The 20,688-nt window shown below is 67.6% G+C and carries 16 protein-coding genes; 3 read left to right on the forward strand and 13 right to left on the reverse strand.

Annotated features, from left to right (window positions below; genetic code table 11):
* Nucleotides 1-4: 4 nt before the first annotated feature.
* Together VFB33_09880 and VFB33_09885 are read right to left on the reverse strand one after the other, a co-directional pair.
* Nucleotides 5-2,338 carry a xanthine dehydrogenase family protein molybdopterin-binding subunit gene (locus tag VFB33_09880; GenBank protein HZO81988.1) on the reverse strand — a complete coding sequence of 778 codons (2,334 nt, stop codon included), beginning with the start codon at nucleotides 2,336-2,338 and terminating at the stop codon, nucleotides 5-7.
* Between the two features lie 84 nt (nucleotides 2,339-2,422).
* Complete coding sequence (locus VFB33_09885; protein ID HZO81989.1) at nucleotides 2,423-2,899, reverse strand: (2Fe-2S)-binding protein; 477 nt, start codon at nucleotides 2,897-2,899, stop codon at nucleotides 2,423-2,425.
* A 165-nt stretch (nucleotides 2,900-3,064) separates the two neighbouring features.
* Between VFB33_09885 and clpB the strand changes: the two genes are divergently transcribed.
* Entirely contained in the window at nucleotides 3,065-5,671 is a 2,607-nt protein-coding gene (gene clpB, locus VFB33_09890; protein HZO81990.1) for an ATP-dependent chaperone ClpB, read from the forward strand.
* An 80-nt stretch (nucleotides 5,672-5,751) separates the two neighbouring features.
* Here the strand turns inward: clpB and VFB33_09895 are convergent, their stop codons facing one another.
* The 4 genes from VFB33_09895 to leuS all read right to left on the reverse strand — a co-directional run bounded on the left by VFB33_09895 (nucleotide 5,752) and on the right by leuS (nucleotide 9,382).
* The gene (locus VFB33_09895) at nucleotides 5,752-5,904 is read right to left on the reverse strand and encodes a hypothetical protein (protein HZO81991.1); all 153 of its coding nucleotides are present in this window, start codon (nucleotides 5,902-5,904) and stop codon (nucleotides 5,752-5,754) included.
* A gap of 80 nt (nucleotides 5,905-5,984) precedes the next feature.
* Nucleotides 5,985-6,368: a hypothetical protein gene (locus tag VFB33_09900; GenBank protein HZO81992.1), complete on the reverse strand. Its 384-nt coding sequence runs from the start codon at nucleotides 6,366-6,368 to the stop codon at nucleotides 5,985-5,987.
* Between the two features lie 92 nt (nucleotides 6,369-6,460).
* A complete protein-coding gene (locus VFB33_09905) occupies nucleotides 6,461-6,664 on the reverse strand; it encodes a hypothetical protein (protein ID HZO81993.1) in 204 nt (67 codons plus the stop codon).
* Between the two features lie 264 nt (nucleotides 6,665-6,928).
* The gene (gene leuS / locus VFB33_09910) at nucleotides 6,929-9,382 is read right to left on the reverse strand and encodes a leucine--tRNA ligase (GenBank protein HZO81994.1); all 2,454 of its coding nucleotides are present in this window, start codon (nucleotides 9,380-9,382) and stop codon (nucleotides 6,929-6,931) included.
* A gap of 147 nt (nucleotides 9,383-9,529) precedes the next feature.
* Here leuS and VFB33_09915 point away from each other — a divergent pair, with 147 nt between their 5' ends.
* Nucleotides 9,530-9,916: a hypothetical protein gene (locus VFB33_09915; GenBank protein ID HZO81995.1), complete on the forward strand. Its 387-nt coding sequence runs from the start codon at nucleotides 9,530-9,532 to the stop codon at nucleotides 9,914-9,916.
* A gap of 92 nt (nucleotides 9,917-10,008) precedes the next feature.
* Here VFB33_09915 and VFB33_09920 read toward each other — a convergent pair whose 3' ends face one another.
* The 7 genes from VFB33_09920 to VFB33_09950 all read right to left on the reverse strand — a co-directional run bounded on the left by VFB33_09920 (nucleotide 10,009) and on the right by VFB33_09950 (nucleotide 18,606).
* Complete coding sequence (locus tag VFB33_09920) at nucleotides 10,009-11,109, reverse strand: aminopeptidase (GenBank protein HZO81996.1); 1,101 nt, start codon at nucleotides 11,107-11,109, stop codon at nucleotides 10,009-10,011.
* Between the two features lie 139 nt (nucleotides 11,110-11,248).
* Nucleotides 11,249-13,084: an ABC transporter ATP-binding protein gene (locus VFB33_09925; protein HZO81997.1), complete on the reverse strand. Its 1,836-nt coding sequence runs from the start codon at nucleotides 13,082-13,084 to the stop codon at nucleotides 11,249-11,251.
* A 5-nt stretch (nucleotides 13,085-13,089) separates the two neighbouring features.
* Entirely contained in the window at nucleotides 13,090-14,922 is a 1,833-nt protein-coding gene (locus VFB33_09930) for an ABC transporter ATP-binding protein (GenBank protein HZO81998.1), read from the reverse strand.
* 61 nt (nucleotides 14,923-14,983) lie between these two features.
* The gene (locus VFB33_09935; GenBank protein ID HZO81999.1) at nucleotides 14,984-15,736 is read right to left on the reverse strand and encodes a class I SAM-dependent methyltransferase; all 753 of its coding nucleotides are present in this window, start codon (nucleotides 15,734-15,736) and stop codon (nucleotides 14,984-14,986) included.
* A gap of 178 nt (nucleotides 15,737-15,914) precedes the next feature.
* Nucleotides 15,915-16,691, reverse strand: a complete 777-nt coding sequence (locus VFB33_09940; protein ID HZO82000.1) for a glycosyltransferase family 2 protein — start codon at nucleotides 16,689-16,691, stop codon at nucleotides 15,915-15,917.
* Nucleotides 16,684-17,472: a 3'-5' exonuclease gene (locus tag VFB33_09945; GenBank protein ID HZO82001.1), complete on the reverse strand. Its 789-nt coding sequence runs from the start codon at nucleotides 17,470-17,472 to the stop codon at nucleotides 16,684-16,686. The genes VFB33_09940 and VFB33_09945 overlap by 8 nt, the downstream gene beginning before the upstream one ends.
* An 84-nt stretch (nucleotides 17,473-17,556) precedes the next feature.
* A complete protein-coding gene (locus VFB33_09950; protein ID HZO82002.1) occupies nucleotides 17,557-18,606 on the reverse strand; it encodes a P-loop NTPase in 1,050 nt (349 codons plus the stop codon).
* Nucleotides 18,607-18,710: 104 nt separating this feature from the next.
* Here VFB33_09950 and VFB33_09955 point away from each other — a divergent pair, with 104 nt between their 5' ends.
* Complete coding sequence (locus VFB33_09955) at nucleotides 18,711-20,654, forward strand: DUF4838 domain-containing protein (GenBank protein HZO82003.1); 1,944 nt, start codon at nucleotides 18,711-18,713, stop codon at nucleotides 20,652-20,654.
* The last annotated feature ends 34 nt before the right edge of the window (nucleotides 20,655-20,688 follow it).

Raw genomic sequence — 20,688 nt, forward strand, 5'->3', positions numbered from 1 at the left:
GGCGTTAGCCCTTCCTTGCCGCACGGACCGCGCGCCAGATCTTCTCCGGCGTAAGCGGCATGTCGAGATGGGTGATGCCGAACGGGCGCAGCGCGTCGAGCACCGCGTTGACCATGCACGGCGTCGAGCCGATGGTGCCCGCCTCGCCGACGCCCTTGGCGCCGAGCGGATTGAGCGGCGACGGCGTTACCGTCGAGGACAGTTCGTAGTGCGGCAGCATGTCGGCCTTGGGCACCGCGTAATCCATCAGGGTCGCGGTGAGCAGCTGGCCGCTTTCGTCGTACACCACCTGCTCGTAGAGCGCTTGCGCGATGCCTTGCGCGATGCCGCCGTGGACCTGGCCCTCCACCAGCAGCGGGCTTATCACCTTGCCGCAGTCGTCAACCGCCACGTAGCGCAGGAACTTGACCACGCCGGTTTCCGGATCGACCTCGACCACCGCAACGTGGGTGCCGAAGGGGAAGGTGCATCCGGTGGGCTCGAAAAACGCGTTTGCGTCGAGCCCGGGTTCGAGTCCCGGGATCGCCTGTTTCCAATCGTAGGCGGCGGTCACCACCTGCTGGAGCGGGATCGATTTGCCGGGGTCGCTGGCGAGGGCGACCGTGCGGTTGGCAAAAATGAGCTGGTCGGGTGGCGCCTCCATCATGGTCGAGGCGATTTTCTTCATCTTGTCCTGCACCTTGCCCACCGCCATCATCAGCGCGGTGCCGCCGACTGACAGACCGCGGCTGCCGAAGGTACCCACGCCATACTGCACGATCGCGGTGTCGCCGTGGACGACGTTGACGCCGTCGAGGTCGACCCCAAAGGCGTCGGCCACGAGTTGAGCGAAGGTGGTCTCCTGGCCCTGGCCGTGGGGCGAAATCCCGGTCAGCACCGTGACCTTGCAGTCAGGCTCGACCCGCACGGTCGCGCTCTCCCATCCCTGGAACTTGGGCGGGAGCATCGCCGAGGGTCCGATTCCGCAGATCTCGACGTAGGACGAGATGCCGATTCCGATATAGCGGCCCTGCTTGCGCGCGGCTTCCTGCTCGGCGCGCAGCTTCTTGTAATCGACGATCTCCAGCGCCTTGTCGAGCGCCTGCCGGTAATCGCCCGAGTCGTACACGAGACCGGCGGCGGTGGTGGCGGGGAAGGCTTCCTTGGGGATGAAATTTTTGCGCCGCACTTCGGCCGGATCGAGCTTGAGCTCGGCGGCGACCATGTCCATCGTGCGTTCGGCGATGTAGCAGGCCTCGGGACGGCCCGCGCCGCGATAGGCGTCGGTCGCCATCTTGTTGGTGAACACCATAAGCTGTTCGAAGCCAAGCGCCGGAATCTTGTAGCATCCCGTCATCATCAGCGCCGAGAAGCCAGGGATGGCGGGCGTCAGCAGCTGGAGGTAAGCGCCCATGTCGCAGATGAAGCGCCCCTTGATCCCCAGCACGGTGCCGTCGTTCTTGACCGGCACTTCGAGGTAGGTGATCTGATCGCGGCCATGGGTGGTGCCGGCGAGGTTCTCGCGCCGGCGCTCGATCCACTTGACTGGTCGCTCGAGCTGCATCGACAGGTAAGCCGCCAGCGCCTCCTCGCCGTAGAAATTGAGCTTGCAGCCGAAGCCGCCGCCGACCTCGGGCGCGATCACGCGAATCCGATGCTCGCCGAGCTTGAGCGTCTCGGCCAGGCGCGAGCGCACCATATGCGGGATCTGGGTCGAGGTCCACAGGGTCAGGTAGCGCTGGCCGGCGTTCCACTGCGCGACCACGCCGCGCGGCTCCATCGGGATCGGCGCCAGGCGCTGGTTGACGATGCGGAAGCGGATGACCTTGTCCGCGTTGCGCATCGCGTCGTCTATCGCGGGTGACGGCACCTCCATCCTGAGCGAGACGTTGGTGCCGAACTCCTCGTGGAGGATCGGCGCGCCGTCGGCGATCGCCTTTTCGGGATCGACCACCGCGTCGAGCGGGTCGTAGTCGACCTCGATCAGATCGACCGCATCCTGCGCGCGATAGGCGTCGGTCGCGACCACCACCGCGACCGGCTCGCCGACGTAGCGCACCTTGCCGATTGCGAGCGCGGGGTGGAACGGGATGCGTTCGGCGGGTGCGACGCAGGGCAGGGGCCCGATCTTGTCCTTGATGTCGTCGCCGGCGAGCGCGCAGACCACGCCGGGAGCGCTGCGCGCGGCCTTGAGATCGATCGCATTGATCTTCGCGTGCGCGTGCGGGCTGCGCAGGATCACCGCCGTCAGCATTCCGGGCAGCCGCACGTCGTCGACGTAGGTGCCGAGGCCCTGGATGAGCCGCGGATCCTCGCGCCGCTTGATCCGTTCGCCCACGAATTTCGGGATGACCGCCATCGCCGTCTCCTTGATCGCTTTCGTCGTTGCGGTTTCAGGTCGCGCAGGCTCGCGATGCGCGCCGGTGCGCAAGTTCGCGCGGCCTCAGGCCGCCTTGCCCGCGCGCATCTTGTTGGCCGCGTACTGCACCGCCTTGATGATGTGCTGGTAGCCGGTGCATCGGCAGAGATTCCCCTCGAGCGCGTGGCGAATCTCAGCCTCGCTCGGGTTGGGGTTGCGGCTGAGTAGATCGACCGAGGCCATAATCATCCCGGGCGTGCAGTAGCCGCATTGCAGGCCGTGTTCCTCCCAGAAGCCCTCCTGCACCGGATGAAGCTTTCCGTCCCTGGCCAACCCCTCGACTGTGGTGACTTCGGCGCCGTCAGCCTGGACCGCGAGCACCGTGCACGACTTGACCGCGTTGCCGTCGAGCAGCACGGTGCAGGCGCCGCACAGCGTGCTCTCGCATCCGACGTGGGTGCCGGTCAGGCCCGCGACGTCGCGCAGGTAGTGGACCAGCAGCATCCGCGGTTCGACCTCGTCCTCGCGCCGTTGTCCGTTCACCGTCAGCGTCAAGCGCATCGTGCGTCTCCCGAGGGGTTTTGCTTTCTGTGCTTAGCAAATCGGACAAGACAGGGCCAAGCTGAGGAGCCGCAGGCCCCGGGCCGCCGCCAGTATGCCGCGCTTGCCGGTGTCAAGAAAGTGGTTAGCTTCAATAGTGAGGCCGAAAAAGGGCCCATTTCATTGATGAACCCAGGTCGTTTCACAGAGAAACTCCAGGAGGCGCTGGGCCGCGCGCAGAATGCGGCGCTCAGTGCCCACAACCAGGCCGTTGACGTCGAGCATCTGCTCGCCGCGCTGCTCGAGGACGAACAGGGGCTGGTCTCCTCCGTGCTCAAGCTCGCCGGCGCGGACCGCGCCGCGGTGCAGCGCAAGCTCGCCGACGAACTGGCTAAAATCCCGCAGGTCACCGGCGGCGGCGCCGGCCAGGTTTACGTCACCCAGCGCCTGGGCCGCGTGCTGGCGCGCGCTGAGCAGGAGGCGGGCAAGCTCAAGGACGACTACATCTCGGTCGAGCACGTGCTGATCGCGATGCTCGACGAGCCGGGCGCCTCCGCGCGCATCCTGCGCGAGGCCGGGCTCACGCGCGACAAGTTAATGGAGACGCTGGTCAAGGTCCGCGGCCATCAGCGCGTCAGTTCGCCCAATCCCGAGGCCACCTACCAGGCGCTCGAGCGTTACGCGCGCGATCTCACCAAGATGGCGGCGGCGGGCAAGGTCGATCCCGTCATCGGGCGCGACGAGGAGATCCGACGCGTCATCCAGGTGCTCTCGCGGCGTACCAAGAACAATCCGGTGCTGATCGGCGAGCCGGGCGTGGGCAAGACGGCGATCGTCGAAGGCCTCGCCCAGCGCATCGTCGCCGGTGACGTTCCCGAGGGGCTCAAGAATCATCGCCTGGTCGCGCTCGACATGGGCGCGCTGGTGGCGGGCGCCAAGTTCCGCGGCGAGTTCGAGGAACGGCTCAAGGCCGTGCTCAAGGAAGTCCAGGAGTCGGCCGGCGAGATCATCCTGTTCATCGACGAGCTGCACACTGTGGTCGGCGCGGGCGCGGCCGAGGGCGCGATGGACGCCTCCAATCTGCTCAAGCCGGCGCTGGCGCGCGGCGAACTGCACTGCATCGGTGCGACCACACTGGACGAGTACCGCAAGCACATCGAGAAGGACGCCGCGCTCGAGCGCCGCTTCCAGCCCGTGATGGTGGAGGAGCCGAGCGTCGAGGACACGATTTCGATCCTGCGCGGGCTCAAGGAGCGCTACGAGGTCCATCACGGCATCCGCATCAAGGACGCCGCGCTGGTCACCGCGGCGATCCTCTCCAAGCGCTACATCACCGACCGCTTCCTGCCCGACAAGGCGATCGACCTGGTGGACGAAGCGGCAGCCAAGCTACGCACCGAGAAGGAGTCGATGCCGGCCGAGCTCGACGAGGTCAATCGGCGGGTGATGCAGCTCGAGATCGAGCGCGAGGCGCTGAAGCGCGAAACCGACGCCGCCTCGCGCGAGCGGCTCGAGCGCCTGGAGCAGGAGCTGGCCGAAGTGCGCGGCAAGCGCGACGCACTCCAGGCCCAATGGCAGAGCGAGAAGGGCGGGGTCGAGAAGCTCGCCGCGATTAAGGCGCAGATCGAGCAGACCCGGCTCGAGATCGAAAAGGCCAAGCGCGAGTACGACCTCAACAAGGTCGCCGAGCTCCAATACGGCAGGCTCGCGGCGCTCGAGAAGCAGCTTGGCGAGGCCGAGGCGCGCATCGCGACCCCCGGCGCCTCGCGGCTCATCAAGGAGGAGGTTGACGAGGAAGACATCGCCGAGGTCGTCGCGCGTTGGACCGGGATTCCGGTCTCGCGCCTGATGGAGGGCGAGGTCCAGAAGCTCAGCCACCTCGAGGAGCACTTGCACAAGCGCGTCATCGGCCAGGACGAGGCCGTGCAGGCGGTGGCCGACGCGGTGGTGCGCGCGCGCGCAGGGCTGAAGGATCCCAATCGCCCGATCGGCTCGTTCATCTTTCTCGGTCCCACCGGCGTGGGCAAGACCGAGCTGGCGCGGGCACTGGCCGAGTTCCTGTTCGACGACGAGGCCGCGATGGTGCGCATCGACATGTCCGAGTACATGGAGAAGCACACGGTGGCGCGGCTCATTGGTGCGCCGCCGGGCTACGTCGGCTTCGAGGAGGGCGGCCAGCTCACCGAGGCGGTCCGCCGGCGACCCTACTCGGTGATCCTGTTCGACGAGATCGAGAAGGCGCATCACGACGTCTTCAACGTGCTCCTGCAACTGCTCGACGACGGGCGGTTGACCGACGGCCACGGCCGCACGGTGGACTTCCGCAACACCGTCGTGATCATGACCTCGAACATCGCCAGCCAGCTCATCCTCTCCTTCAAGGGCAAGGACTACGAGAAGATGAAGGAACAGGCGCTCGACGTCCTGCGCCAGAGCTTCCGCCCCGAGTTTCTCAACCGGGTGGACGAGATCGTGGTCTTCCATCAGCTGACCAGGGAGGAGCTGCGGCAGATCGTCGATATCCAGATCGAGCGGCTGCGCAAGCGGCTGGAAGAGCGCAAGATCGAGCTCGTGCTCACCGATAAGGCGCGCGACTACTTCGCCGAGCACGGCTACGATCCAATGTTCGGCGCACGCCCGCTCAAGCGCCTGGTGCAGCACGACCTCGAGACGGCGCTCGCGCGCAGGATCCTCGCAGGCGAGGTGCGCGACGGCGCGCGGGTGACCGTCAGCGCCGGGCCGCGCGGGTTGACCTTCGAGGCCGAAGCGCCGGCCAAGGCGGCCGCGGCGTAGGCGCGCGGCTGCGCAGTGGGGCGGGCCTTCGCGCCCGCCCTTTTTGTGCCCGCGCCGCTAAGCCAGCTCGCGCCAGCAGGCTAGGCCATGCCTGTGGTCGAGGCGGAGCGTGCCTCTGGGGTCACGAACGCGCGATAAATTCCCTGGGTGAATAGCCAGCCCATTTCGGTCGCGCGCGCGACGCGCGCCAGGCCCTCGGCGCACAGCTCGGGCGTCATCGCGTACTTGTCCACGAGCTGGTAGGCGCGCTCGGAGTAGCTTTGCTAAAGCAATTACACCGGGCGGGCTGTGTGTTACGGCCAGGCCTGTCGGTTCAAAATCCGAAGCCGATGCCGGGGCCGAAGCCGAAGGGAGGCATCATCATGTTTTCGCTGGCCTCCATGTTTTCTTCGGCCGCTTCCTCTTCTTCCCGAACCATCCTGTTCTGAAGACGAATGCCCGCGTAGCGCTGATACGCCTCCCGGTCTCCGAGGTACAGGCATTGACACCCGTAGGGGTCGGCAAGCCAATAACGCAGCGCGCCATCCTTGCCGGTGTAGTGCTTGACCGATAGCGCTGGCAGGTTTTTGAGCGTCTGTATCTTCTCCGGGGTGTCGGCCGGATACTCCTTGAAGCCGGCGGCCACCAGCATCGGATCGAGCTCGTGCGCGCGCTGCTGCGGAGAAGGTTGCAGCAGCGCGCAGGAGCCGATCAGCATGGCCGCGGCCACGGTTGCGATAAGGAGGAATAGCCTGTACACGGGCGATCGCTCTCGAGGGATCGAGGCTCCGGCAAAGCGCTTAACCTATATCACGGAACTCGCGGATTGTTCACGTTCTCGAAGGGGAACTCGCGCATGTCAACCCAGACGTTATCGAGCTGCGCATTTGCGAGCCGGTAATTCTCGTGTTGCGCGGCATCTACGGCGAACCTGTACTCGGCATCCGCTCCCGGATTGTCAAAGGAGGACCTACGCATCTCGTTCAGAAGCGACTTCGCGACCTTCAATCCCATCCGTACTTCCGCGGGGGTCGCGAACGTTGGCGCGTGACGCATCTGCTCGCGCTCGCTCGGGATAGGCGCCGCGTAAACGTTCGCGGCCAACAGCAGCGTCAACAAGCCCGCTGCCGTAGAGGTAACCTTCTTTGAAACAAGCATGTCGTCACGAACCTCCTTGGCTGTCACATATTTGGTCGGACGAGCGCCGCCAGCACTTTGTTCAACACAAATTATTGATGTGAGTGCGCCGCCGACCGGAGTCTGCGCCGTGGCGTGAGTTCAGGTGACGATGCTCACGAGTTTGTCGGGGACGTAGATGACTTTCTTCGGAGGCTTGCCGCCGAGATGGCGCGCGACGGCTGCGCTCTTAAGCGCCATCCCGCGCACCTCGTCCTCGGACGTGCCCACACCAACGGTCAGACGGTCGCGTACCTTGCCGTTGACCTGCACCACCACCGTGACCGTCTCGTCGCGCGCGAGCTCGTCGGAGAATTTTGGCCACGGTTCGAGATGGACGGAGGTCGTGTGGCCGAGCGCGCGCCACAGTTCCTCGGCGATATGCGGCGCCATCGGCGCCAACATCACGACGTACGTCTCGAAGGCGAAGCGCCCGGCCTCTTCGGGCGCGAGCTTGGCCAGGTAGTTGAGCTGATCCATCAGCGTGGCGAGCGCGGTGTTGAAGCGCAGCCGCTCGATATGGTCGGTGACGATGCGGATCGTCTTGTGCGCGCGGCGCATCGTCTCCACCTGCGGATTACCCTGGGGGCATCCGGCCTCAACGAACCGGCGCATCGTGTTCCACACCCGCGCGAGGTAGCGCGCGGTGCCGACCACGCCCTCCTCATTCCAGTTGGTCGGCTCCTCGAACGGCCCCATGAAAAGTTCCCATAGCCGGAGCGCGTCGGCGCCGTACTTCTCTACCATCGCGTCGGGCGTGACCACGTTGCCCTTGCTCTTGGACATCTTCTGCCCGTCGGCGGCCCAGACCATTCCCTGGTTGCGCAAGACCTTAAACGGTTCGTTGAAGTTTATCAGCCCCGCGTCATACATCACCTTGGTCCACATCCGCGCGTACAGCAGATGCATCACTGCGTGCTCGGCGCCGCCGACGTAGAGGTCCACCGGCAGCCAGTAGTCGGCCATCGCGCGCTCGAACGGCGCGCGGTCGTAATGCGGCGAGACGAAACGCAGGTAGTACCACGACGAGCAGGCGAAGCCGTCGAGGGTGTCGGTCTCGCGCTCGGCCGGCCCGCCGCACTTTGGACAAGTCGTGTTTACGAATTCGGGCACGTTGGCCAGCGGCGAGCGGCCGGTGCCGGAGGGCTGGTAGTTCTTCATATCTGGCAGAACCACCGGCAGCTGTTCTTCGGGGACCGGCACGACTCCGTCGCGGGCGCAATAAACGATCGGGATCGGGCATCCCCAGTAGCGCTGGCGCGAGATCAGCCAGTCGCGCATCCGGTAGCTGACCGTCGGGCGACCGATCCCGTGTTCCTCGGCGTACTTGCACACGGCGCGGATCGCGTCGGCCGTCTTCATCCCGTTGAGGTCGAGCTCGGCGTTGGCCGAGTTGATGTTGACCCCATGTTCGCTGAAAGCGCGATCGGCGGGCGCGGCACTGCCGTCGGCGGGCGCGGTGACCACCGGAATTTCGAGCCCGTACTTCTTGGCGAATTCAAAGTCGCGCTGGTCCTCGCCGGGCGCCGCCATGATCGCGCCCGTCCCGTACCCCATCAGGACGTAATCGGCGATCCAGATCGGGATCTCCTTGCCGCTGAACAGGTTGCGTGCGTACGCCCCGGTGAAGACGCCGGTCTTCTCTTTGACCGTCGAGAGCCGCTCGATCTCGCTCTGGCGGCGCGCCTGCGCGACGTACTCCTCCACCGTCGCGCGCTGCGCAGGCGTGGTGATCTCGGCGACCAGCGGATGCTCGGGCGCGAGCACCATGAACGATACGCCGAAGACCGTGTCGGGGCGGGTGGTGAAGAAGCGCACCTCCTTGCCCGGATGGCCTGCGACGGGAAAGGCGAGTTCGGCGCCCTCCGAGCGCCCCACCCAGTTGCGCTGCATCAGCTTGATCGGCTCGGGCCAGTCGATCTGGTCGAGGTCGGCGAGCAGGCGATCGGCGTAGGCGGTGATTTTGAAGAACCACTGTTCGAGGTCTTTCTTGGTGACCGGGGTGTCGGTATGCCGCCAGCAGCATCCGTTGACCACCTGCTCGTTGGCCAGGATGGTGCGGCATTTCTCGCACCACCATTGCGAGCCGGTGGCGCGGTAGGCCAGCCCGCGCTTGTAGAACAGCAGAAAAAACCATTGGGTCCAGCGGTAGTACTCGGGAGTGGAAGAGTTAATCTCCCGCTTCCAGTCGTAGGCGCATCCGACTAACTTCAACTGACGCTTGAAGTTCGCCGCGTAGCGCGGAACCGTCTGTTTGGGATGGAGCCCCTTGAGCAAGGCGTCATTCTCGGCCGGCAGCCCGAAGGCGTCCCATCCCATCGCATGCAGGACGTTATAACCCGCCATCCGTTTGTAGCGCCCGATCAGATCACACGGGACATAGTTGTGCAGATGGCCGACTGACAGTCCGTCGCCCGACGGATAGGGGAACATCTCGAGCACGTAGAACTTGGGCCGGCTGCGGTCCTCGCGCGTGTCGTAGAGGTCGGCGCGGTCCCATTCGGCCTGCCAGTAGGGCTCGATCTTCTTCGGGTCGTAGCGTTCGTCCATCGCCATCGGCAATTCCACTCCGGTGGGGCTAACTCTAGCGCGCAACCCGCGGCTTTTCACCAATCCGGATTGCGCCTTGGCGCCGACTCTTGTCAGAGGGGCGCGCCGGCGCGACAATGGCGTTACGGTCGACAGCGGAGGGGCGCGCCGGAGATGCAATCGCGCAAGGTGAATCAGGAAAGCCGCGGCAAGTGGCTCTCGCCGTGGAACTTCGTGGTGTTCGCGCTCGGCGCGGCGGTTGGCGCGACCCTCAGCCCCTTCTACGGACCCGCCTACGCGGTCTCGGGCATCATCGTTACCTGCTGGCTCGCCGCCCTGCTGCTCGTCGCCTTCGATCGCAGGATCGTCGTGCCGCATGCCGGCTCGCTGAGACGGCGCGGCGGGCGCGCAATTTCGGGACTCGGTGGCAACGCGATAAGCGCGGCGGCGCATGAGCGGCGCTCCGCCGGTCGGGGCGCACCCTCAACCATCGAAGCGCGCCGCGCTCGTCTGCGGCCGATCATCGGCGGTAAGAGCGAACCCCCCTCGCGTGCATCGTAGCGCCGGTTCTTTCTTTTCGCTCCACGCGAGCCTGCTGCGTGTCGCGGCGATCCTGCTTGCGGACAAGGCAAGAAGCGGTCGTCGGCCTCCCGCTATGGAAGCGGCGTCGGGGCGGTGGCGGAAAGCGGGATACTGCCCGGCGAGGTGGCGGCGCGCTGCGGACCGACGCGTGTGGCCAACCAAATAGCGTAGAAGGGATTCACCCGGTCGGACTCGGCGAGTGCGATTATCGCCCTTACCGTCGCATTTAAGTCGCCGCGGTAGATCCGGTCCAGGGCGGCGAAGTTGTCGAGGTCGTGAAAATAGATCAGATAATTGATCAGCACCGCGTTGTTGATCGCCACCTTGTCGAGATCGAAGCGCTCGAGCCCCGACAGTTGCGGCTTGAGCCGCGCGTAGTCGGCGTTGATTTCCGCAAAAATCGGCGCCCGGCGCTTGAGGATCTCCGCCTGCGGCAGCCCGCCCTCGTACAGCTTGCGCAGCCGCTCTGATTCGCGTGCAAGGAACCGGGCGAACTTCAGGTCGCTTTCGAGCACGCCGCGCGCCGCCTCGGCGTCGGCCGAATTCGCCCCCTCGGTCGCCTCGAAGAACTTCACCGCGCCCGCGCTGCCGACGTAGGTCGCCGCCGACTCGTCGAACCTCACGTCGCCGGCGAGGAAGTAGGTGCGATGGAACAACTCGTGGATTATCACGCCCGCGAGCTCGACCCGGTCCAGGCGCAGTAGGTTGGAGAGCAGCGGATCGTTGAAGAAGCCGAGGCTGGAGAAGGCGACCGCCGGACGCACCAGCGTATCGTACCCGCGCGCCTCCATTGCCGAGGCCTCGGCCTCGGCGTCGGCCTTGTCGAAGTAGCCGCGGTAGGGCACCTCGCCGACGATCGGGAACCACCAGGTGTAGGGTTGGAGCGAGTCGCGCGGCGCCGCCATCACGACCCATACGATTGCCCCCTTATCGACCTCCGAGATCGTTGCGTAAGCGCCGCCGACGTTGAGCCCCAGCCGCTGGCGCGCGAATTCGCGCACCGCCACCACCGTCTTGAGCCGCTCGCGCACGTCGGAGGAGAGATCGGCGCGGCTGAGCACGGCGTCGATGGGCTGGCGCCGCCACAGGATACGCACCTCCTCCCATGCCGCCCGCGCGACGTAGCCCGCGCCGCCGCATCCGCTCAGCCCCGCGGCGCCCACCGTCAGCATCGCGGCCAATGCGATCGCACGCATGAGGTTCGGGGCGCGCCCTCGTGCCGAACCAGCGCGCGGCGGCGAAACCTCTGCCGGCGGCGATCGACGAGGAGGGGGGGCGGGGCGCATCGGAGGGCGGGTCGGCGCCGGCGGCTCAGTCCACGGCCTCGCCGGCGCTCTCGGCCGCCGCGTACTGCAACTCGAAGAGGCGATGGTACAGGCCGCGGCGCGCGAGCAGTTCCTCGTGCGTGCCGCTCTCGCGCAGCACGCCCTGGCTCAGGACCAGGATGCGGTCGGTGCGCTCGATGGTGGACAGGCGGTGCGCGATGATCAGGGCCGTGCGCTCCTTCAGCAACTCGTCGAGTGCGAGCTGGATCAGGGCTTCGGTGCCGCTGTCCACGCTGGAGGTCGCCTCGTCCATCACCAGCACCCGCGGGTCGTAGACGAGCGCGCGTGCGAACGAGAGCAGTTGGCGCTGGCCGGCGGAGAGGTTGGCGCCGCGCTCGCGGATCTCCTCGCGCAGCCCGCCCGGCAGGCGCTCGACGAACTCCAGCGCCTGCGCGCGGCGCAGCGCCTGGCGCACGCGCGTCTCGTCGAGGTCGGTGCGCGCGAGGCGAACGTTGTCGAACACGTCGCCGGCGAACAGGAAGACGTCCTGCTGGACCAGCCCGATCGCGCGGCGCAGCGCAGTGAGGTCCCACTCGCGCACGTCCACACCGTCCACCAAAATGCGCCCGGCGGTCACGTCGTAAAGTCGCGTGAGCAGCTTGATAATCGTCGTCTTGCCCGAGCCGGTGGCGCCGACGATCGCGACCTTGCGCCCGGGCTCGACGACAAAGCTCAGGTTGCGCAGCACCGGCTCGCCCGGCCGGTAGGCGAACTCGACGTGGTCGAAGACGATCTCGCCGCGAACCGAGCTGGGGCGACGCGCCGCGGGCGGGCTTGAAATCGCGGCCGGCGTCGCCATCAGCGCCTCGATCCGCTCGGCGGCGGCGAGCGCCGATTGCAGGGTGGTGTACTTGCTCGAGATGTCGCGCAGGGGAAGGAAGAATTTCTGCGCGTAATCGATGAAGGCGACCAGGGTGCCGATCGTTACCAGCCGGCGCACGACGTCGCCGCCGCCCGCCCACAGGATGATCGCGATGGTCACCGAACTCAGCGCCTCGACCGCCGAGAACACGCCGGCCTCGTAAATGTTGGCGCGCATCTGGGCGTCGCGGCTGCGCAGGTTGAGCGCGTCGAACTCGGCGCGGCTCACCCGCTCGCGGGTGAAGAGCTGGATCACCGCCATTCCCGCCAGCGCCTCGGCCAGATAGGCGTTGAGCGCGGCCAGCCGCTCGCGGATCTCGCGATAGACCACGCGCGCGCGGGTGCTGAAGAAGTTCAGGATCAGCAGCAGCGGCGGCACTGCGCACATCGTCCACAGCGCAAGCTTCGCGTTGAAGGCGAACATGATCGCGACGATCCCCGACATCGTGAGCACGTCGATGAACATCGTCAGCGAGCCCGCGCTGAACATCTCGTTGATCGCGTCGATGTCGGTGGTCATCCGGCTGACCATCCGCCCGGTCGGCGTGCGGTCGAAAAACGCCATCGGCAGCCGCTCGACGTGCTTGAACAACGCCATCCGCAGGTCGGAGAGGCTGTACTGCGCCACCATCATCGTCAGATAGAACTGCCCGTAGAAGCTGGAGAACTCGCCCGCCACCAGCAACAGGTAGATGCAACCCATCGCGAGCAGCCCGTGCACGCCGAAAGCGTGGAGCACCGGGCGCAGCCATCCGGGCGGCGCGCCCGTCCGCCGGGTCAGGAACAGATCGATCGTGAGCTTCCAGATGTAAGGCTGAGCGAGCGCGAACAGCGAGTTGAGCGGCATCAGGACGAGGGAGAGCAAGAACAGGCCGCGGTAGGGGCGCACGAAGCTCCACACCCAGCGCAGCAGGCGCAGGTCGTAAACCCGGCTCAGTTGTTCTTCCGCCGCAACTTCCATCGCGCTCAGTAGCGGGCGAGCTCCTCCTCCAGCAGCTGGCGGCGGAACAACTCGGCGTAGATTCCGCGGCGCGCCATCAGCTCCTCGTGCGTGCCCTGCTCGGCGATCGCGCCCTCGTCGAGCACGATGATGTGGTCGGCGTCGCGCACGGTCGATGCGCGATGGCTCACCACCACGATGGTGCGCCCGCCCACGCTCTCGACCAGGCTGTGAAGCACCGCGCGCTCGGTCTCGGTATCGACGCTGGAGAGCGCGTCGTCGAGCACGACCACGGCGGGATCGTACACGAGCAGCCGCGCGATGGTGACGCGCTGCTTCTGCCCGCCCGAGAGCGACATCCCGCGCTCGCCGACAACGGTCTCCAGCCCGTGCGGCAGCGCCGCGATCTCGACCTCCAGCCCTGCGATGCGCGCGGCGCGCGCGATATCCGCCGCCGCCGCGTCCGTGCGGCCGAATGCGATATTGCGCGCGAGCGTGTCCGAGAACAGCGTCGGCTCCTGCGGCACCACGCCGACCGCGCGGCGCAGCGCGCCGAGCGGAAGTTCGCGAATGTCGCGGCCGTCGAGCAGGACGCGGCCCGCGGTCGGCTCCATCAGCCGCGCCATCAGCTTGACCATCGTCGATTTCCCGCAGCCCGTGCGGCCGACGATCGCAAGCTTCTCACCCGGCGCGACCTTCACCGAGATGTCGCGCAGCGCATAGTATGCTCGGGCAGGGTCGGGTGCCGCGGCACCCCCGTCGTGCACACCGTCGCGCGGCGCCGGCGCGCGGCCGCCGTCGCCGTCGCCGTCGCCGTCGAGAGCGCGCCGCTCGCGCGCGAAGTAGCTGAACCACACGCGGTCCCATTCGATCGCGCCCGCCACGCTCAGGCGCGCCTCGCCGTCGCCGAGCGAGGCCGGCGCGCGGGCGAGAAAGATGTCGTCGAGGCGCTTCATCGCGGCGCGCCCGCGCTGGTAAATCGAGATCATCCAGCCCAGCGCGGTGGTCGGCCACATCAGCTGCGCCAGGTAGCCCATGAAGGCGACTAACGCGCCGATCGACATCGCGCCGCGTGTGACCAGGTAGCTCCCGTACACCAGCACCACCATCAACGCCGTCGCGTAGGCGCCGCGGATGAGCGGGATGAGCGCGCCGCGCAGCCGCGCGAGCGCAAGCCCGTGCTCATTGTAGCGCTCGTTGAGCGCGCGGAACTGCATCGCCTCGCGCTCGTGCAGCGTGTAGGCCTTGACGACGTGGATGCCGGCCAGGCTCTCCTGCACCTTGGCGCCGATCGCGCCCAGCTCCTCCTGCACGCGCAGGCTGCGCTCCATCAGGCTGTGGGTGAGCCGCCGGATGCCGACGAAGAGGATCGCGAACGGCGCCAGCGAGGCAAGCGTCAGCCGCCACTGCGAGTTGACCATGAAGCTCAGCGCGTAGACGTAGGTCAGCGGCGTGTTGGCCAGCGTAAGCGCCCCCATCCCGACCATCATCCGCACCGCGCCGAGGTCGTTGATCATGCGCGACATCAGGTCGCCCGTCTTCAGCCGTTCGTAGAACGAGGGGTCGAGCAGGGTGAGGCGATCGAAGAGGTCGTTGCGCAGGTTGTACTCGATGTCGCGCCCGCAGTTGAAGAACACGAAGCGCGAGAACCATCGCGCCACGCCCATCACCAGCGCGGCGGCGCAGATCGCGCCCGCCAGCCACGCCACACGGTCCAGCCGGACAGCGTCGATCGCGTTGATCGCCCGTCCACTCAGGTACGGGATGACCATCTGGAGCGTTACCGTGGCGAGCGTGCACAAGCTGGCGAACGCGTAGCGCGCCCGGTAGCGGCGGACGTAGCCGAGCAGCCGTTTCATCTCGCCCGCCTAACTTATCAAGCCCGCGCGCGGGCGCCAAAGCGCCGCCCGCCGCCGCCCTTCATCGCGCCGCCGCCGCGTGCGGGGAGGATTTGCGCGCGCGCACGATCAAGTTGTCCTCGACCAGCACGCGCCGCTCGAGCATCCAGCGCATCAGCTCGCGGTTAAGCTCGCGCGCCTCGGCGCCGCGCTCGCGCGCGAGCAGACGGTAGCGCGTGTTGGCCGCGACCAGCGGATAGAGCAGCGCGTACAGCGCCCAGCTAAGCGGCTTGACCTTGCCGTGGCCGAGGCGCTCGACGCCGAGGCCGTTGATCCGCAGCAGGTAGTAGAGCAGCGGAAACGCGATCGGATAGTTGTGGTAGCGATGCGCCTCGGCAAGCGGCGTGTCGAGCGGCATCGCCCGCCGCTTGGCCTTGTGCATTCCGGAGAGCAAAAAGCCCAACCGCGAGTCGAGCCGCATGATGTTCGGCGTGGTCAGCACCAGCCGGCCGCCCGGGCGCAGCACGCGCGCGAGCTCGCAGATTGCCGCGCGATGGTTCTCCAGGTGCTCGATCACCTCGGTCAGCAGGACGAGGTCGAAGCTGGCGTCGGGGTAGGGCAGACCGCGCGTCAGATCGACGCCTTCGTCGATCGGGATGCCCTCGATCGGCGCGAGGCCGCGCTCGAAGCGCGTGCCGCGCACCTCGAAGCCGCGCCGCGCCAGCTCGGCCAGCACTTCGCCGTTGCGGCAACTCACGTCGAGCGCACGCGTCCCGCGCGCGGGCAGGTCGTCCAGCAGGCCGAGGACGCCGTCGATAATCTCGCGCGCGGGCATCAGGCGGCCTTGCCGCGGAGCCGCGCGCCCGCCGCACCGGCCCGGATGTGGAAGCGGTTCATCTCAGGCTGCGTACGTTAGCAGTTACGACGAGGTGGAAAACAGGCTGCAGCGGCAGTCGCAGCCGTTCGCTCGGATCGCATGGTCGCCGCTTGCGCGCCTTTCGGGCGGGACCGATTCACAGCCGGCGCCGCGTGCGCAGCCGGCGCTCGTAGAGCTTGGCGTACTTCAGAAAGACGTAGAACGCCGCGCTCATCGCCGCGTATAGCCCGCGCCCGCCCTCGCGAAAGCCTCCGCGCAGGACGTAGAAGTTGAAGAAGCGCCAGGCCGGATTGGCGAACATTTTGACCGCCGTGAATGGCCCCGGCTCGCCCTCGCTCGCGGCCTGCGTGCTCAGGCGGTCGATGGTCGCGATATGGTCGGCGACGTCGCGATAGCTGAAGTGCAGAATCGGCGAGTGGAGCGAAGCGACGCGGCCGTCGAGTCGCACGCTGGCGTGCGGCTCGCGTCCGCCGAAGCGCGCGCGCCGGCGTCGGAACAGCCGCAGATGGCGGTCCGGGTAAAGCCCGCGCGTGTAGTAGTGGCCGAGATGATAAAGGATACGACGGACGCGATAGCCGTCGGCCGGCGCGGCGGCGCCAAGCGCCGCCTTGATCTCGCGCCCGAGCTCCCAGGTCGCCTGCTCGTCAGCGTCGAGCGAGAAGACCCACTCGCCCGTCGCCTGCTCGAGCGCGAACTGCTTCTGCGCGACGTAGCCCTCGAAGGGGCGTTGGAAAACGCGCGCGCCCAGCGCGCGCGCAATCTCGACCGTGCTGTCGGTCGAGAACGAATCGACCACGATCAGCTCGTCGCAGAACGTCGCCGCGCTCTTGAGGCACTGCCCGATCAGTTCCTCCTCGTTGCGAGTGATGACGACGAGCGAGATCTTCGGCGCCGCCTGTGCCTGCTCAGCCATCGCCGCTCGTTCCCGTCGTCTTGCCCAGCGCCGGCGCTTCGCTGCAGGCCGCCGGCGCCCTGAGTTCGTCGAGGAAGTGCGCCGAGACCTCACACGCGGCGCGATAGCCGGCCTCGTCGATCCGCCCGCGCATCAGCTCGACGCGCAGGAACAAAAAGTAGGTCTGGATTACGTCGCTGCGGCAGTAGCGATGAATCTCGTCGAGCCGGCCTGCGTCGTAAAGGTCCTGCACCTGGGTGCCGTCGATCCCAATCTTGCCCGGCAGCCCGATCATCTTGAGCAGCAGATCCATCCCGCCCCGCAGCGGCCCGGCCGCGCCGAAGTTGGTCAGGTAGTCGCAGAGATCGAGATGACGCTCGGTCGCGTAGCGCGAGCGCGCGTTGCCCGGGGCGTCGGCGAAATGGTTGGGCGCGGCGATACCGTAACGCAGCGCGGCGAGCTCGAGCACGGGCAGATCGAAACGCCGCCCGTTGAACGTCACCAGGCATCCGCCGAAGCGCTCGGCGCGCGCCCAGAACTCGCGCACCAGCGCCTCCTCGGAGTATCCGTCCAGTGCGAGGCTCTGCACCGAGCGCAGGACGTGATCCGCGCCGACGTCGCCGATCGCAATCGAGATCGGCAGATGCAGGGTGAGCGGAAAAAAGTCGCTGCCGCGCCGCGCGCGCAGCTGTTCGCGCATGTGCTGATAGGCTTCCTCGTCGCTCAGCCCCTCGCCCGCGCACAGCGCCCGGTTGAGCAGCCGCTTGTCCACGCGGGTCTCGATGTCAAATACGGCGAACATCGCTTGCGCCTCTTCGGCCGCGTTCGGTTGCGAGGGAAACCGAGGATGGGGGTTCTGATTGCCAGGCTAATCGGTCTTGCCCGTTCAATTCGTCTTCTGCTCCAGCTCCGCGATGATCTCGCGCGCGATCGAGTCGAAGACGGCGCTCACCGGATGGTCCGGACGCACGGCGACCAGCGGACGCGCGTAGTCGCCGCCTTCGCGCAGCTCGCGCACGAGCGGAAGCTCGCCCAAAAACGGCACCCCGAGCTCGCGCGCCAGCCGCGCGCCGCCGCCGTGGGCGAAGATCTCGTGGCGCGCCCCGCACTTGCCGCACAGGTGATAGCTCATGTTTTCGATCACGCCCAGCACCGGCACGTCCACCTGCTGGAACATCGCGACTCCGCGCCGCACGTCGAGCAGCGCGATGTCCTGCGGCGTGGTGACGACGATCCCGCCCGCGAGCGCGACGCGCTGCGTGATGGTGAGCTGGGCGTCGCCGGTCCCCGGCGGCAGGTCGAGCACCAGGCAGTCGAGCTCGCCCCACTCCACGTTGAACAGGAACTCGCTCTCCAGCTTGGTGATCATCGGGCCGCGCCAGATGACCGCGGCCTCGTCCTCCACGAACAGCGCCATCGAGATGTAACGGATGCCGTAGCGTTCGAGCGGCACGATGCGCCGCTCGGGAGTGAGCCGAACCTGGCGCTCCGCCCCGACCATCATCGCCACGCTCGGCCCGTACACGTCGGCGTCCATCAGTCCAACGCGCCATCCCGCCGCCGCCATCGCCAGCGCCAGGTTGACCGCGACCGTCGATTTGCCGACGCCGCCCTTGCCGCTCGCCACCGCGACGACGTGGCGCACGCCAGGCACGAGCCGGCGGCTCGACCCCGGGGCCATCCGCGGCGTTGCTGGCGCCTGCTCCATCCGGACCTCAACCGCAGGCACTCCGGGAATGGCGGCAACCGTACGGCGGACGTCTTCGACGATTTGCGCGGCGACCTCGGGCTTGGTGCTGGGCGCGCTGAGCGACACGGTCACGCCCTTGTGCGCGATCTCGATATCCTTGACCATGCCGAAGGAGACGATATCGCGGGTGAAGCCGGGGTATTTGACCCTCTTGAGTTGGACCAGAATTTCGTTGGGCGTGGGCATCGACGAGCCGCTGCTGAGTAAGCGTGAATTGGGCGCGCCGCCGCGCGGCGCGAACCGATGTTATCATTCCGGCGGGAGGGGAAAAACGCGGGCGGAGAGCGCCCATGGGGAGCAGGATGGCCACGTGGGCCGATAGTGCGCGCGAGGGCGCGCGGGTGTGCCACGCGCACGGCGGCGACCCGCTCGTGCGCCGTGCAGCGTGCGCGCTGGCGGCGGGGCTGTCTGCAATGTTGGGTCGGAGCGTTGGGGTCGAGGCCGCGCGCGGCCTCGACCCCAACGCCCTGCTGCTGGCGCCGGAGCGCGCGGCGCGCTCCGGCGCCGGGGCAGGCCAGGGCGGCGGCGCCCCGCCGGCGCCGGCGGCGGGCGCCGCCGCCCTGGCTGGGGAGTCGTCGCTGGGGAGCGCGGCGCCCGGCGCCGCGCTCCCCAGCGACGGCTTTGCGCTGACGCGCCGCGGCGGCGCGCTGATGCTCAGCGCCGCCTCCGCGCGCGGCGCGCTTCACGCCGCCTGGGATCTGCTCGAGCGCCTCGGCGCGCGCTTCGCGCTCGGCCAGGCGCCCGAGTTTCCGCGAAGCGACGCGGCGCGCCTCGAGGCGGTTGAGCCATACAGCGTTGCGCCGGCGTTCGCGCGCCGCGCCTTCGCCTCCGACATCATGACCTGGCACTACGGCGACGCGGCGCGTTTGCAGACGCATCTCGAACACGACCGCGAGTTCGTCGCGTGGATGGCGTGGCGCGGGCTCAACGCGTTTTTCTACATCCGGCACGCGCAGGACACGCGGTTGGTGATCCATGAAGCCGCCCCGATCCTCGCCGAAGGCGGAATCGCGGTCGAGTGCGGCGGCCACGTTCTGCCGCTGTTGATGCCTCGCGAGCGGTTGGAGACCTCGCCCAAGTATTTTCCGATCGACGAGCACGGGCGGCGTAACCCGCGAGGCAATCTGTGCGCGTCAAACCCCGCGGCGCTTGAGCTCGTGGCTAAGCGCGCGCTCGGCTACCTGCGCGAGCATCCCGAGATGGCAGCGCTACACGTATGGGGTGCGGACGTTCATCGCGGAGCATGGTGCCGATGCACGGGGTGCGCCGCGCTCTCGCCGCAGCTTCAGTACATGAAGGTCGCCAACGAAATCGCGGAGGCGTTCGGGCGCGAATTGGGCGCCGCCGCGCCGCCCGTTACCTATCTCGCCTACCACGACACGCTGGAGCCCGATCCGGTGCTGCGCCCGCAGGCCAATGTTTGGTTCGAATGGGCGCCGCGCGAGCGATGCTACGCGCACGCGATCGACGATCCCGGCTGCGACGTCAATCCGCGCTACTTCGATTCGCTGCGGCGCTACGTCGATCTGTTCGACGGGCGCGGCCAAATCTTCGAATACTACGCCGACGCGATCCTGTTCGGCGGCGTGGGCTTTGCGACCCCGTCGGTCATCGTGCGCGATCTGCGCGCGTACCATCGGATGGGCCTGCGGAGCGTTTCGTGCTTGACCTTCGGCGCATTCAGCGCGCTCGCCTACCCCGTCAATCTCGAGACGTTCGCGCGCGCGGCGCGCTCGCTCGATCTCGACGGCGACGCGATGGCGGAGCGGACAGCCGGGCTGCGTCACCCGCGATGCGCTGGCGCGATGGGCCAAGCGTATCGTGCGGTGGCGCGCGCTTCGGCGATGGCGCTCCGGCACGGCGAAGTTCTGCGTCCGCCGGCTGACGCCGCCGGAGCGCCGGCGCGCCGTGCCCGCCTGCTTGGGGCGGCCGCCGCGATGCGCGAGGCGGTCGCCGCGGCTGAGACGGCGATGCGGCCGGAGGTTGGCGCGGAGCGCGATTTATGGAAATACAGCGCTGAGGCCCTCGAGGGCGCGGCCCTGTGGCTCGAGGCGCGGACGTTCGGCGCGCCGGAGCGCCGTGCCGCCGGCGAGCGCGCGATCGCGAAGATTGACGGCGCGATTCGCCACCTCCGCGACATCGATCCGCGCCTGAGAGGAAGCTGGGGCGTGTACGACCTCGAACGGATCCGCGAGATTTGGCTCGGCACGCTGCGCCGGCGGCTCGAAGCATAATCCTGTCGCGGCGGCGGCCGGACATCCACCGGAG

Source organism: Candidatus Binataceae bacterium, assembly GCA_035650475.1.
GTDB lineage: Bacteria > Desulfobacterota > Binatia > Binatales > Binataceae > JAKAVN01.

What these genes read in the sequence shown, in the direction of transcription:
- VFB33_09880 (HZO81988.1), bottom strand. Translation starts at nt 2,338, where the DNA reads ATGGCGGTCATCCCGAAATTCGTGGGCGAACGGATCAAGCGGCGCGAG.
- VFB33_09885 (HZO81989.1), bottom strand. Translation starts at nt 2,899, where the DNA reads ATGCGCTTGACGCTGACGGTGAACGGACAACGGCGCGAGGACGAGGTC.
- clpB (HZO81990.1), top strand. Translation starts at nt 3,065, where the DNA reads ATGAACCCAGGTCGTTTCACAGAGAAACTCCAGGAGGCGCTGGGCCGC.
- VFB33_09900 (HZO81992.1), bottom strand. Translation starts at nt 6,368, where the DNA reads ATGCTGATCGGCTCCTGCGCGCTGCTGCAACCTTCTCCGCAGCAGCGC.
- VFB33_09905 (HZO81993.1), bottom strand. Translation starts at nt 6,664, where the DNA reads ATGGGATTGAAGGTCGCGAAGTCGCTTCTGAACGAGATGCGTAGGTCC.
- leuS (HZO81994.1), bottom strand. Translation starts at nt 9,382, where the DNA reads ATGGCGATGGACGAACGCTACGACCCGAAGAAGATCGAGCCCTACTGG.
- VFB33_09915 (HZO81995.1), top strand. Translation starts at nt 9,530, where the DNA reads ATGCAATCGCGCAAGGTGAATCAGGAAAGCCGCGGCAAGTGGCTCTCG.
- VFB33_09920 (HZO81996.1), bottom strand. Translation starts at nt 11,109, where the DNA reads ATGCTGACGGTGGGCGCCGCGGGGCTGAGCGGATGCGGCGGCGCGGGC.
- VFB33_09925 (HZO81997.1), bottom strand. Translation starts at nt 13,084, where the DNA reads ATGGAAGTTGCGGCGGAAGAACAACTGAGCCGGGTTTACGACCTGCGC.
- VFB33_09930 (HZO81998.1), bottom strand. Translation starts at nt 14,922, where the DNA reads ATGAAACGGCTGCTCGGCTACGTCCGCCGCTACCGGGCGCGCTACGCG.
- VFB33_09935 (HZO81999.1), bottom strand. Translation starts at nt 15,736, where the DNA reads ATGCCCGCGCGCGAGATTATCGACGGCGTCCTCGGCCTGCTGGACGAC.
- VFB33_09940 (HZO82000.1), bottom strand. Translation starts at nt 16,691, where the DNA reads ATGGCTGAGCAGGCACAGGCGGCGCCGAAGATCTCGCTCGTCGTCATC.
- VFB33_09945 (HZO82001.1), bottom strand. Translation starts at nt 17,472, where the DNA reads ATGTTCGCCGTATTTGACATCGAGACCCGCGTGGACAAGCGGCTGCTC.
- VFB33_09950 (HZO82002.1), bottom strand. Translation starts at nt 18,606, where the DNA reads ATGCCCACGCCCAACGAAATTCTGGTCCAACTCAAGAGGGTCAAATAC.
- VFB33_09955 (HZO82003.1), top strand. Translation starts at nt 18,711, where the DNA reads ATGGGGAGCAGGATGGCCACGTGGGCCGATAGTGCGCGCGAGGGCGCG.